This is a genomic window from Borrelia duttonii Ly (assembly GCF_000019685.1).
In the GTDB taxonomy this organism is placed as follows: domain Bacteria; phylum Spirochaetota; class Spirochaetia; order Borreliales; family Borreliaceae; genus Borrelia; species Borrelia duttonii.
Map to the genome: position 1 here is coordinate 379,926 of NC_011229.1, position 13,865 is coordinate 393,790.

At 27.3% G+C, this 13,865-nt stretch carries 11 protein-coding genes; 5 read left to right on the forward strand and 6 right to left on the reverse strand.

Going from position 1 to position 13,865, the window contains the following annotated elements:
* Positions 1-38 precede the first annotated feature (38 nt).
* Genes BDU_RS01765 through BDU_RS01775 form a run of 3 tightly spaced genes read right to left on the reverse strand, consistent with a single transcriptional unit; the run spans position 39 to position 2,823 of the window.
* On the reverse strand, positions 39-632 hold the full coding sequence (locus BDU_RS01765; protein WP_012538117.1) for a hypothetical protein: 594 nt from the start codon (positions 630-632) through the stop codon (positions 39-41).
* Positions 625-1,353 carry a 16S rRNA (uracil(1498)-N(3))-methyltransferase gene (locus tag BDU_RS01770; protein ID WP_012538118.1) on the reverse strand — a complete coding sequence of 243 codons (729 nt, stop codon included), beginning with the start codon at positions 1,351-1,353 and terminating at the stop codon, positions 625-627. Before BDU_RS01770 ends, BDU_RS01765 begins: the two co-directional genes overlap by 8 nt.
* A 3-nt stretch (positions 1,354-1,356) precedes the next feature.
* A complete protein-coding gene (locus tag BDU_RS01775; protein ID WP_041177704.1) occupies positions 1,357-2,823 on the reverse strand; it encodes a S41 family peptidase in 1,467 nt (488 codons plus the stop codon).
* Between the two features lie 495 nt (positions 2,824-3,318).
* Between BDU_RS01775 and BDU_RS01780 the strand changes: the two genes are divergently transcribed.
* The 5 genes from BDU_RS01780 to BDU_RS01800 all read left to right on the forward strand — a co-directional run bounded on the left by BDU_RS01780 (position 3,319) and on the right by BDU_RS01800 (position 9,245).
* Complete coding sequence (locus BDU_RS01780; protein WP_012538121.1) at positions 3,319-4,452, forward strand: P-loop NTPase; 1,134 nt, start codon at positions 3,319-3,321, stop codon at positions 4,450-4,452.
* Positions 4,453-4,462: 10 nt separating this feature from the next.
* The gene (gene lgt / locus BDU_RS01785; RefSeq protein ID WP_012538122.1) at positions 4,463-5,416 is read left to right on the forward strand and encodes a prolipoprotein diacylglyceryl transferase; all 954 of its coding nucleotides are present in this window, start codon (positions 4,463-4,465) and stop codon (positions 5,414-5,416) included.
* Positions 5,417-5,473: 57 nt separating this feature from the next.
* Positions 5,474-7,471 carry an EAL domain-containing protein gene (locus BDU_RS01790; RefSeq protein WP_012538123.1) on the forward strand — a complete coding sequence of 666 codons (1,998 nt, stop codon included), beginning with the start codon at positions 5,474-5,476 and terminating at the stop codon, positions 7,469-7,471.
* Between the two features lie 132 nt (positions 7,472-7,603).
* The gene (locus BDU_RS01795; protein WP_012538124.1) at positions 7,604-8,977 is read left to right on the forward strand and encodes an aminopeptidase; all 1,374 of its coding nucleotides are present in this window, start codon (positions 7,604-7,606) and stop codon (positions 8,975-8,977) included.
* A 4-nt stretch (positions 8,978-8,981) separates the two neighbouring features.
* The gene (locus BDU_RS01800) at positions 8,982-9,245 is read left to right on the forward strand and encodes a PTS transporter subunit EIIB (protein WP_038366215.1); all 264 of its coding nucleotides are present in this window, start codon (positions 8,982-8,984) and stop codon (positions 9,243-9,245) included.
* Positions 9,246-9,265: 20 nt separating this feature from the next.
* Here BDU_RS01800 and BDU_RS01805 read toward each other — a convergent pair whose 3' ends face one another.
* Genes BDU_RS01805 through tyrS form a run of 3 tightly spaced genes read right to left on the reverse strand, consistent with a single transcriptional unit; the run spans position 9,266 to position 13,862 of the window.
* Complete coding sequence (locus tag BDU_RS01805; protein ID WP_012538126.1) at positions 9,266-10,318, reverse strand: NAD(P)H-dependent glycerol-3-phosphate dehydrogenase; 1,053 nt, start codon at positions 10,316-10,318, stop codon at positions 9,266-9,268.
* Positions 10,319-10,342: 24 nt separating this feature from the next.
* Positions 10,343-12,631 (reverse strand): AAA family ATPase, encoded by a 2,289-nt coding sequence (locus BDU_RS01810; RefSeq protein ID WP_041177776.1) that lies wholly within the window; start codon positions 12,629-12,631, stop codon positions 10,343-10,345.
* Positions 12,632-12,641: 10 nt separating this feature from the next.
* A complete protein-coding gene (gene tyrS / locus BDU_RS01815) occupies positions 12,642-13,862 on the reverse strand; it encodes a tyrosine--tRNA ligase (protein WP_012538128.1) in 1,221 nt (406 codons plus the stop codon).
* Positions 13,863-13,865: the final 3 nt, after the last annotated feature.

The window sequence follows — 13,865 nt, forward strand, 5'->3', positions numbered from 1 at the left end:
ACCTCATTAAACTTGTAAACAATTAAAACCAAAAGAAATCACAAAAACACAGTTAAATTTGTTCTAATTCCAAATTTATTGACATAAAACAAATTTTCAAGATAATTACTATTACAAAAACTTATTATCATACTAGGAGTAAGTTTATTAATATTAGCAAAAAACATTTCCTTATTTCTCTTAACAGCCCTCAAGTCATAGTAACCAATAAAGTTAATTTCTTTATGCGACTCTTTTAATCTTAAAAAATTTTTTTTAGAAATTATTTTATCTTTATCAATAATATAACACGTTTTATATGTATTCTCCAATACACTCATTAAAACAAGTAAAATAGAATTTGAATCATAACAACCAATATCAATCCTCTTTAAAAATTTACAAAGTGTTCTAAGTAACCTTGAATTTGAAAAAACAAGAGAAGAACTTTTAACAAGATTTCTAAAACTCTTAAAGATCAAAAATTTCAATAAAGATTTACAGTCAATAAAAATTACCATTGAATGATACGGATGAGATATTAGATATTCAAATCTACTAATCAATTTTTCATGATTTTTAAACACATCTATTGGCGCTCCAAGAAAATAAATCCTATCTGGTTTTGAATATATATCTTTTAAATTAGCCATTATTACCCTCTAATAATAATTTAAAGTGAGCAAGTGCATAAACAATAGCTGTATCAGCTCTTAAAATAGGAGTATTAAATCTTACAAATTTAAAATTCAATTTTTTAAAAAAATCAATTTCCAACTTTAAAAAACAACCCTCAGGACCTATTAAAATCCCAATTTTACCAAAAACACTAATGTTTTCACCCAAATGCAAAAAATCACCCTTACTATAAGCAACGTAATAATTCACAGATGACGAATAAGGAATACTAAAAAAATCATTATAAAAATTAATACTGGGAATTTGAGCATTTCCACTTTGTTTTAAAGCCTCATCTATTATCTTTAAAAATCTTAATTTCTTTGGTTCTAAATTATCCATATCTAGCTTAGCAATAGAATTATCAGCATTAACAATATTTATACTATTAACACCAATCTCAACAACTTGTCTTAAACTTAAATCTAATTTCCTACCCTTAAGATTTGATATAAATATATCTATTGCAAAGTCACGCATCTTAAGCTCCTCTACTCTAAGAGTAGCAAACCTAATTCGGTGATTTTCTATACTCAAAATTTCAGAAAATCTTATCTCTCTTTTACCTAAAAGAATATTCAATCTATCACCTACCCTTAATCTTCTTACATTAACAAGATAGTGATAAATCTTAATATCATCAATAATGATGTCATCATCAAATAGACAACTATAATCTAAAACTATTTGTTTCACAAATTAATTTTGTGTCCCTTTCTTTACAAGATATTCATAAGCAGTTTTCAAGACTTCATCATAATATAAATTATAAATTGGCTGATTATGGTGTATATCTTGATAAAATTGCAAAAACAAATAACGCCCCAAAGCTTTCTTATCTATATTACTAATATCCTTACCAGCCTTTACATAAGAAGTTTCAAGAAATTTATCCACAAAAATATCTACCTCTTTCTCAGAAAGCGATTTTTTATTTATCTTGCTATTTAAAAACTTTTCTATAGCCTCCTCATTAAGCATTCGGGTATAAACTCCAAATTCAACTTCAGATAATTCTCTTTCCTTAATCTCCAAATCAGGTTTAATACCAACATTATGAATACTCTGTCCAGAAGGGGTATAATATTTTGAATGCGTAATCTTAAATCCTCCTGTATGGAAAGGCACTATACGCTGAATCACTCCTTTTCCATAAGATTTTTCACCTATAACATACACTCTTTGATTATCTCTTAAAGCTCCAACTAAAACTTCCGAAGCTGATGCTGAATATTTATCAATCAAAGCAACAATTGGCATATCTAAAGGTACTATATGTGAAGAATCGGCTCTATACTCCCTTGTGACATATTCTAAAGGTATTTTAAAATCTCTTGCCTTTGTTGATACAATGAGTCCTTCAGCCAAAATATCATTTGCAATTTCTATTGCATCGGTAAGATAACCTCCAAGATTAAGCCTTAAATCTAAAATTAAAGAGTTGATATTTTGCAATTTAAGTTTTTCAAAAGCTTTTTTAAAGTAAATATTAGTACTTGGATTAAAACTTAATATCCTAATATATCCGACATCATTATTAATAACACTATATTTAATTGTTTCTATATCTATTTTTTCTCTCACAAGATCATATTCAAGTTCTAAATTTTTATTTCTCAAAATAGAAATTTTAACTTTTGTACCCGCTTTTCCCTTTAAAAGCTCGCTAACCTGCTCTATTGTCATAGAATCAGTACTATTACCATCAATAGCCTTAATATAATCACCAGAGCGAACACCAGCTCTATAAGCAGGTCCTTCTTCAAAAGCATTAATAATCATTATATAAGGAACATCAGAAGCAGTATTGTTAGACTTTTTAGAAATCTCCTTTTTTGCAATAACAACCCCAATTCCCACATAATTTCCCTCAGTAGTTTTTGAAATCTCTACTAAATCTTTTTTTGTCAAATACTGAGAATAAGGATCATTTAATGCCTTAAACATACCCTGTAAAGCCCCTTCAAAAACAGCCTCATCATCAATAGGTTCAACATAATTTTTCTTAATAAAATTAAAAGCCTCCATCATCATCTGACCATAACTTGACGCAGACAAATTGCTCTTAGAAGAATTTGCTTGAGCAAAAATAGACTCTACAATAACTGAAGAACTGATAACTAAAGCTAATACAACGTATAAAAATACCAAAAATTTCTTTTTCATTGAAAAATTCCTACACAAATAAAACTTGATTTTATCTTCATAATATAATATTTTAAGATTATGTTAAAGATAAATAGCTTAAAAACAAAAAGAATAATCATAACTCTCATTATCGCAATGCAAACAATTGCAAGCACATTAATTTTATTAGCACTATATAAACTCACAAGTAATACAATATTTATAAACAATTCTTCTATAAAATTTTTAATAGCATTTATTATATTCTCTCCAGAATTATGCGTAGCAATATTAACAATACAATATATACTCTACGATCAACTTAAAATTCTAAGTAATTTAATTAACATAACTAAAAGCCTGCAAATCATAATGAACATTTTGCTTGCTACATTAGGATTAGCTCTTGAATTATTCAAAACATATCAACCATGGCTATTTACTTTTTTAGCAATAATAATAATCACTTACGTTATATTTAACTTAGTGATTTTGATTCTACTTAAATTCAAGGACAAAATAACGGAGTAACGGTTGATTATCATTCCTATAGCTAGTGGAAAAGGAGGAGTTGGTAAATCTCTTTTTTCAACAAATATTGCAATTTGTCTTGCAAATGAAGGGAAAAAAGTATTACTTGTAGACCTTGACCTGGGTGGTTCCAATTTACACTCTATGCTTAATATTATGCCAAAAAAAAGCATCGGAACATTTCTCAAAACACAAATTCACTTTCAAGACATCATCCTTGAATCAGGAATAAAAAATTTAAATTTTATAGCAGGAGACTCAGATATACCAGAACTTGCAAATATAGCTATCTTTCAAAAGAAAAAAATAATAAAAAATTTAAAAAATCAAAATTACGACTATCTAATAATTGATCTTGGAGCTGGGACAACATTTAATACAATAGATTTTTTTTTAATGTCAAACAGAGGAGTCATAGTAACAATTCCAACAGTAACAGCAACAATGAATGCCTATTTATTCTTAAAAAACGCAATCTTTAGACTAATATCAAAAATATTTACAAAAGAAACAAAAGCATACAAAATAGTATCCAATATAAGAAAAGATTCTACAGATTTACAAAAAATATACATACCAAATCTTCTACTTAAAATAGAGGAACATGATCCTGAAAATTATGCAAAATTTATGCAAATATTCGCACAATTTAGTCCCTTCATTATATTTAACATGTTAAACAAACCTGAAGATATTATTAAAACTGAAAAAATACTAAAGTCGGCTAAAAATTATTTAAATATCAATTTACAAAGTATAGGCTCAATTTATAAAGATGAACTTGTTGATCAAGCATTAAATCACAAAATACCAATAACTATTTATAAGCCAACAAGTTTAATTTCAAAAAGCATAAAAAAAATAGCTAAAAGATTAATTGAACTTGAAGATGTAATAAACGATGTAGAGCTTTTAAATGAAGATGACTTAAATGAAAGCTACTATTTTGTAATAAAAGAAGCACAAGACGAATATTTAGAAAAGTACGCATATCTTGAATCATTATTGATGAATAAAACAATAGACAACAATGCAATAATTGATATAATCAAATCTCAACAAAAAGAAATTGCAACACTTAGAAAACAAAATATAATGTTTAAAAAAAAATTATTTACAAAATTAAAAAAAGACTAAGGAGACAGAAATGCCAAATTATATAAATTATCCTAGCTGGTTGCATCCCGAAATCATTAAAGGAATTCCAATTACATGGTATAGCCTATCTTATATCATCATTATAATAATTTCTTATAAATTTATCTGGTATCAAATCAGGACTGACAAACTTGACATAGACAAAAATGATTATGAGCAATTAATGTTCTCCATCGTCATGGGCGCAATCATTGGAGGAAGATTAGCATCTACTTTAATTTATGATAAAAGTGGTATTTATTATACACACCCATGGATGATTTTTTTACCATTTGACCAAAACTGGAATTTTACAGGCTTTAGAGGAATGGCAATACACGGAGGATTTTTTGGAGTCATTATTGCACCGTTAATAATGATAAACACAAAACTTAAAAACACGAATGTAAAAAAATATTTTAAAAAAATAACAGATTATGGTGCAATAGCTTTCTCTTCAGGATATATACTTGGAAGACTTGCTAATTTTGCAAATGCAGAACTTTATGGAAGACCAATGAAAGGTGGTGTAATCTTTCCAAATGCAGAACCTTTTAAAATAAGCCAAAATGGAGTCAAAGAATTCGCAGAATCGGTTGGCCTTGAAATATTACCTCATGATTTATTTATTAATTTACCAAGAATCCCATCCCAACTCATAGAAGGATTGTTCGAAGGACCTGTAATCTTTTTATTATTATGGTTCATATTTAGAAAAATAAAAAAATATGATGGCTTTATCTTTGGTGTATACATAATACTTTATGGAATATTTAGATTTTTAATTGAATACCTAAGAGAGCCTGATAAAGAAATAGGATTTATTATAACTTACAGAAAACCTGAGAGCATATTGGACTTTTCATTTTTAAATATATCAATGGGCCAAATATTTTCGTCAATTTTAATATTAGCAGGAATAATCTGGCTTATATGGACTAAAAAACAAGCTCAAAAAAACTAAATAAATCAACAAAAACATAGATTTATATAAAAAATAAGATAGATTTATTTAAGTAAGATGAGGAATAAAAATCCAAATGCAATCGTAATATCTGAAAAAGCTGTTAGTGATAAAGATGTTATAAAAATAAAATCTATTTTTACAATATCTCAAATAATAGAATCTAGAAAAAATGTCTCAAGTTCATATATCAAACAAAGCAATATTAAATTTGCCGTTATTTATAATCATAAAAGACCAATAGATTTTTCAATAAATATAGCAAATGACTTAAAAAGTATTAATAACGTTCATTCAATTATCATAAACAATGAATATATAGATGAATCGATTTATAGACCAAATTACATAGAAATATTACAAAGCATACAAGAACTGAGCGAAAAAAATAAACTAATACAACAGAAAAAATTTTATTATGATAATAAAAATGCCAATCTTGATTTTTTCTTAAACTTATCTGAACTTATTCAAGAAATAGTCATTATCACAAACACTGAAAATGACATCATTTATATCAATGAAAAAGGCAGTAAAGAACTTGAATTACCAATAAAGATTAAAGGTAAAACAAACAAAATAAGTGATATCGATATAATAGATTTTGAAAAAGAAACTAAAATAGATTTAAGTTATAATATAGATGATATTCCTGAATTTAAAAATATACTGATAACTGATTGTCTTTTAAAGGTAAAAAATAACAAAAAATTAACCGTCGATCTATTTATAAGTACAATTGCTCAAAATAACATTGATAAATTAATTACAATAAAAGATGTATCTGATTTAAAATCTAAGCACAATATTCCGCACTTCGAAGTCATCGATCAAGAAACTGACTTATATAATATTAAAGAACTTGAAAAGTTATTGATCAACCAAATTGATTATTCTTCTAAAAAAACATATCTATTTGATTTGGATTTACACATAAATACAGAATATGAATATAAAGGCAATAGGGACCACATAGACGTAAAAATACTTAAAAAAATTACTTCTAGAATAATGTCATTCTATTCAGAATATATATTTAAATTAAAAGACAATAATCTAATAGTTATTATATCCACAAGTGGAGGAGAACAAAGAGTCATTTCAATTGCAGAAGAAATAAAAAAAACTATCTCTAGAGAACTTAAAAAAGAAGGTCTCATAATACTTAAATTTAATATAGGCATAATAGAAGTAAACTTAAAAGAAGATATAGAAACAAAAATTTCAAAATTAAAAATAGCAACAAAAATATCTGATGAATACAAAGATTCCATGCCTATTTTATATAAAGATGAATTACCAGAAACAATAATTATTAAAAATCAAAATAAAATATTTGAATACATAATAAAAGCAATAAAAAATGACTTCTTTAGTCTATACTACCAAAAAATTACCCCTCTCAAAAAAGATTTAACACCTAAAATTGAAATATTAACAAGACTTTTTGATTACACAGGAACACCAATTCCAAACAATCATGTCTTTGGTTTAATAGATAAATATAATTTAACCGTAGAAGTAGATAAATTAGTAGTTACTAAAGCATTAAGAGAATATACAAACTTTGTAACAAAAAATGGTGTTCATATCTTTTCAATCAATATTTCACCATATTCACTTAAATCCAAAAACTTCAGAATCTTTTTAAAAGAAACCCTTCTACAAAGTCATGTCCCACTTCAAAATATATGCCTAGAAATAACAGAAACTGGCATTGTAGAAAATTTCGAATTAATCAACACATATTTCAATGAACTTAAAACTTTTGGAATTAAACTTGCACTTGATGATTTTGGAAGTGGATATACATCTCTTTCATACATCAAAATTTTACCAATAGACATCATCAAAATAGATGGTTCTTTTATTCAAGTAATAAATTCTAGTCAAATAGATCTTGTAATAATAAAATCAATAAAAGAAATTGCTGATACAAAACAAATAAAAATTATCGCTGAATTCGTGTCTAATGAAGAAATTTTTAAAAAGATTAGTGAAATAGGAATAGATTATGGTCAAGGATTTTTATGGCATAAGCCAGAACCAATATAAAAATACATAAATTTTTATACATCAAAAGATTTAAAGTTACATCACAAACATTATTAGGCTGACAAAATAATTAATACATAACAAATTACAAGTGCTAGAATGTTATAATAAGTAATTAAGAGGAGGAATTTTATGACTAAACAAAATCCTTGGCTGTCATTAAACGAAGAAAAGAAAAACAATATATTAGAATTTGCTCACAAATACAAGAAATTCTTAAATACAGTAAAAACAGAACGAGAAGCTACCAACTATGCCATACAAAAAGCAAAAGAAAAAGGTTTCATCAGCGCCTGCCAAAAAAAAGAACTTCAAGCTGGAGACAAAATTTTCTACACATCTCGCAACAAAAACATAGCTCTTGTATTTATAGGAAGAGAACCTATTGAAAATGGAATGCATTTTATTGTCTCACACACAGATTCACCAAGACTTGATGCTAAACCATCACCAATTAGTCAAGAAAACGAATTTACAATGATGAAAACAAATTATTATGGTGGCATCAAAAAATATCAATGGCTATCTACCCCCCTATCAATAAGAGGAATAATATTTTTACAAAATGGAGAACAAGTAGAAATTAGCATTGGTGACAATAATGATGATCCTGTATTTGTAATTCCCGACATATTACCACACCTTGATAGAAAAGTTCAAAGAGACAAAAAAGCTGATGATATTATTGAAGGAGAAAATCTAAGAATCATAATTGGAAGTCTACCTATTGAATCTAGAGAGAAAGAAAAAGTAAAATTTGCTACTCTTACATTATTAAAAGAAAAATACAATATATCAGAAGAAGACTTTGTTTCAGCAGAAATAGAAATAGTACCAGCAGGAGAAGCAAAAGATGTAGGAATTGACAGAGCACTCATTGGAGCTTATGGACAAGACGATAGAGTTTGTGCCTATACATCACTAGAAGCTATCCTAAATTTAGAAGAAACACCAAATAAAACCGCTATATGTTTCTTGGTAGATAAAGAAGAGATTGGCTCAACTGGCTCAACTGGTTTGCAATCAAGATATCTTGAATATTTTGTATCAGATATAATATTTAAACTAAAACAAAAAGAATATAATAACCTTATTGTACACAAAGCATTATGGAACTCAAAAAGCATATCCGCAGATGTTTGCGGTGCAATAAATCCTCTATTTAAAGTACATGATGAACAAAACGCACCAAAGCTAGGATATGGAATACCTATAATGAAATACACAGGTCATGGAGGTAAAATTATGGCCAGTGATGCTGATGCTGAACTTGTATTTTATATTAGAAATTTATTAGATAAAAACAATATAGCTTGGCAAGTAGCAACACTTGGAAAAGTAGAAGAAGGAGGAGGAGGAACTGTAGCAAAATTCCTAGCACACTATGGAATTAGAACAATAGACATGGGACCTGGAGTTATTAGCATGCATTCACCATTTGAAATAACCTCTAAATTTGACATATATACTGCTTATATGGCTTATAAAGCATTCTTTAAAGGATGACAAAATGCATAAAGAAACAATAGAAACATCAGAACATATTTTAGAATGCTTTGGGGGAATTACAAACATAAAACAAGTAGTTAAAGATTTAACTAGAATAAAAATATTAGTTGACAGTAATTCTTTAGTTAAAAGAGAAAACTTAACAAAAAATAAAAATATCATAGGGGCAATTAAGTCAAACGAAGTTACAGAAATCGTAATGAATTTTGCAATAATTGACGATGTTTACACCAACATAATATATATGATAAATAAAAAAAAATAATAGACCCAACTATTTGGGTCCTAAAATTTAAAATTTTTTATATAATCAATAACTGCTTCTGGTTTTAATTCTTTATTTAAAATCTTATACACTATCATTGCCAAGTTTTGAAAATCTGAACTAATACCTAAAAATTTAAAAAGCAAAGCAACTTCCCTAGCAGCAACCAATCCTTCAGGTAAATAACCAATTTTATTAATGTTACTTATTAGATCATCTATATCTCTAAAATCCTCCAAAATATTTTTGCCAACGATTTCACGACCAAATCTTCTATTTCTTCCAAAAATACTTCTACATGTAACATCTAAATCTCCAGAACCAGCTAAAAACAAAAATGTTTCCTCATTGCAAGATCCAAGCTTAAATGCAATATTTTTCATGTCATTTAAAGAAACAGAAAATAAAAAAGACTCTGTATTATTACCTATCAAATTTGGATCTTTAATTTTACATTCATCCAAAATTCCAAATGCAATGGCAAATATATTTTTTAAAGCTGATGCCACCTGAACACCAAGAATATCATAACTATAAAACATAGAAATAGAAGTACCACTAAATAAATTAATAAATTCAAAAGCATTGGCTCTATTCCTACTAGCAGCAACAAGTCCCGTAATAATTCCAAGTCCAACTTCCTCAGCATGACTTGGTCCTGCAATATAAGTAATTTCATCCTTATATTCTCTTAAAACACCTTCTGCAACCTCTATAATAGTACAAGGTTTATCATCAATTGTTATAAAACCTTTTGTTAATATTGCCAGCTTAAACTTTTTAGTAGTAAGCACACTTTTCAATTTATTTAAAACATTCAAAGTATAAAGAGAAGGGGTTACAACAAAAATATAATCAGATTGATTTACAATATCAAGTAAATCAGAACTTGCAATCAAATTATCTGGCAATTTAATACCTTTTAAATACTTAGTATTCTCATGGCTATTATTAATACTCTCTCTAACATCTTCTTCAAAAGACCATATTAAAACAGGATCCTTAAACTTATCTGCCAAAACTTTAGCAACAGCAGTACCCCAAGCCCCTGCTCCCACAATAGATATTTTCATATATACCTCCTTATAACCATAAAATTATAATAACTCATATTTAATCGTATCGTCTAGAAAAATTCTAATCTTATCATTTTCTTTAAATTTTTTCAAAATCAAATCATCAATCAACAAACTTCCAATTTCTTTAATCACAATTTTACGAATACCCCTAATTCCAAGCCCATTCTCATAAATATGTTTTTGAAAATAACCAATAACAGCCTCTTCAAAAAAAAGATCTATTTTTTCATTTTTTAGTATTTTAACAAAATTATTCACCTCTTCAATAATCACCCTTTTAAAATCACTCTTACTTACAGGTCTAAAGAAAAAAACATGATCTACTAAGTCTAGAAATTTATTAGAAAAACGTTTTTCTAATAAACTTCTGATATCAACAGTTTCATTTTTAAATCCAATACCATCAAGTTCTCTATATTCTATATTAATATCTATAATTATAATGCTACCTGACAAACTGACACTTCTACCAAAATTATCAAAAAGTCTACCTGTATTAAATCCTTCAAAAAAAAAATCTATAACTCTCTTAGAAGACTTATCAAAATCTGACAAAACAATAATTGAATTTAAAGACTCATTTAAAAATCTAAAGAATTTAGTAGGTTCATCATAAGCTTCAGAACCATATACTGGTCCTATCAATCGATTAATACCATCAAAATCACAATATTCACTCATTCCCAAAGTAAGTTTAGGCATATTAAGTTCTTCTGATAAAACACACGCAAGTTTATTCTTATCTACATCAGAAGATCCAATTAAAATGAAAATACCAAGAGTACTATTTTTAAAGAAAAATTTAATTCTTAAAAGCTTAATATGCAAAAGTAATTCGGATAAAATACTCTCATCAATTATCATACTTGTTCTTATCTTATGTTCCAAATTCATTAGTAAATCTTGATCATAATCATCAAAATTAAAAATACTGGTTCCAACCATATACTTAACAAAATCTCTGACATCATCACCTGTTATAACTTTTTTATTACCCTCAAGTTTAAATTTAGAGCCAAGACCATCTAATAGATCAAAAGCTTTATCGGGCAAAGCTCTATCTTTTATGTATTTAGACATAGTAATTGCAACCCATATAGCTTCATCTGTATACTCAACATGATGATGTTTTTCATATTGTTCCTTAGCCCCTTTCAAAATATGATAAGTATCCTCTAAACTTGGTTCTTTAAGTTCAACACCATGAAATCTTCTTAGTAAAGCTTTGTCTTTCAAAAAAAATTTTTTATATTCATTTTTGGTAGTAGCCCCAATAAACTTTATTTTACCCAAAGTTAATATAGGTTTTAATAAATTTGAAACATCTATGTTACTAAAAGATGTAGCACCAGCTCCAACTATCATATGAATCTCATCTATAAAAAGAATTACTTTTTTTTTAAAATGCAAAAAATCTAAGAGTTTGTTAACCCGATTTTCAAGATCTCCCCTATACCTAGTCCCAGATATAAGTCTTCCAATATCAAGAGAATAAACTTCACAATCAATCAATTCATGAGGCACCTGACCTTCTCTTATAATATAAGCAAGTCCTTGAAGCAATATTGTCTTTCCAACCCCAGGCTCTCCAAATACAATTGGATTACTTTTATGTTTACGAAGCATTATTTGAATTAATGTATATAATTCTTTTTTGCGACCAATCAAAGGATTTGTAGCTAAATTGGGATCCAAATTATCAATAACATTAACTAAGAAATCATCAACCAAATTGTTCTCATCCAATGAATCATCATCTTGTTCTAATTTAAAATAATCTTCCTCAAAAATATTTAAACCTCCATATTTATCTATCCCTTTATTAAAAAGATCATTTGTAAGCAATTTTTCATTTTTAAGAAAACCTAAATCTAAATTCGAACCTAAATAGTCATAAATCTCCATTATTTTGTCAAATATATCTAAACTAAAACCCGATTTTAATAAAGCATCTAAAATTGTATTTTTTCTTTTCCTAATTAATACCCATAACAAATCTTTCTCTTGTAATACATAAGGTTTTTTATAATAAAAAATAGTATCGATTATTTCTTGATATAAATCATTAATTTTAAAAAAATAATCATAAAAATCAGCATTTCTTATAGGAAGTTTTGTAAAAAATTCTTCTAAAATTTTATTAAAACTATAAAAATCAAGTGCACATAAACTAAGCAATTCTCTAATTTCATCATCACTAATTAAACTATAAAAGATATGTTCTTCGGTAAAAAAAAGATGTTTACGTTCCACAAAAAACAGAAACGATTTAAAAAACAAATGATTTAAAGCTCTTCTGTTATACATGAAACACCAATTATAAAACAATTCTCAAAATCTTTTTCTTGCCTATTTTAAGTTCAATTTCACCATTGATAAAATTGTCCTTACAAAGGCAATAATTTTGATCTCCTACCCTTACTTTATCTATATAAACTCCACCAGAATCAATAAGTCGCCTAGCCTCTGACTTACTCGATACAACCTTTGCTAAAACCATTAAGTCAACTAATAAAATACTCTCCTCTAAATTAGTCAATTCCAATTTAAAAAAAGGAATATCAGCTCTCCCGTCACCTCCTTTAAATGCTGCTTTAGCTGCTGAGGATGCTTTTAAAGCCTCATCTTTACCATGAACGATTTTTGTTATCTCAAATGCCAAAATCTCTTTTGCATTATTTAACAATTGTCCCTTAACACTTGCAATACGTTCAATCTCTTCTTCTTCTAAAAAAGTAAATAAATATAAAAATTTCTTAACATCTAAATCTGGAATGTTTCTAAAATACTGATAAAAATCATAAACACTATAAAGCTCTGAATCAAGATAAACAGCTCCTTTTTCTGATTTACCCATTTTCTTACCATCACTTCTTGTAATAAGCGGCAATGTAAGCCCAAACACTTTGTTTCCCGATTTTCTATTAACCAAATCAACACCTGAGACAATATTTCCCCACTGATCATCACCACCAATTTGAAGTTTACAATTTTTCATACGACTTAACATATAAAAATCATATGACTGTAAAAGTTGATAATTAAATTCAATAAATGAAAGACCATCTTTTAATCTTCTCTTATAAGTTTCAAAACTTAACATACGATTAACAGAAAAATAAATACCAACTTCCCTTAAAAATTCAATATAATTAATGCCATCAAGCCATTCGGCATTATTAAGAATATACCCACCATTACTAAGATCTATTATTTTAAGCAATTGAGAACTTATTGTTTTAACATTCTCATCTATATCTTCTTTTAATAAAATTTTGCGCATTGAATCCTTACCAGAAGGATCTCCTATTTTTGTAGTTCCACCACCAATTAAAATAATTGGAATATGACCCTGTCTTTGAAGATGAAGCATTACCATAAAAGGAATTAAATGTCCAATATGCAAAGAAGCAGAAGTAGCATCAACTCCAACATAAAAAACTATTTTTTCTCTATCCATCAATGTACTTAACTCTTCCAAATTAGTACACTGTTTTAAAAATCCTCTCTTATCTAAAACCTTTAGGGATAAATTCATTTA

Bases quoted from the DNA above. Each gene is read 5' to 3' on its own strand.
- BDU_RS01765 (WP_012538117.1), bottom strand. From the start codon at position 632: ATGGCTAATTTAAAAGATATATATTCAAAACCAGATAGGATTTATTTT.
- BDU_RS01775 (WP_041177704.1), bottom strand. From the start codon at position 2,823: ATGAAAAAGAAATTTTTGGTATTTTTATACGTTGTATTAGCTTTAGTT.
- BDU_RS01805 (WP_012538126.1), bottom strand. From the start codon at position 10,318: ATGAAAATATCTATTGTGGGAGCAGGGGCTTGGGGTACTGCTGTTGCT.
- BDU_RS01800 (WP_038366215.1), top strand. From the start codon at position 8,982: ATGCATAAAGAAACAATAGAAACATCAGAACATATTTTAGAATGCTTT.
- lgt (WP_012538122.1), top strand. From the start codon at position 4,463: ATGCCAAATTATATAAATTATCCTAGCTGGTTGCATCCCGAAATCATT.
- BDU_RS01795 (WP_012538124.1), top strand. From the start codon at position 7,604: ATGACTAAACAAAATCCTTGGCTGTCATTAAACGAAGAAAAGAAAAAC.
- tyrS (WP_012538128.1), bottom strand. From the start codon at position 13,862: ATGAATTTATCCCTAAAGGTTTTAGATAAGAGAGGATTTTTAAAACAG.
- BDU_RS01810 (WP_041177776.1), bottom strand. From the start codon at position 12,631: ATGTATAACAGAAGAGCTTTAAATCATTTGTTTTTTAAATCGTTTCTG.
- BDU_RS01790 (WP_012538123.1), top strand. From the start codon at position 5,474: ATGAGGAATAAAAATCCAAATGCAATCGTAATATCTGAAAAAGCTGTT.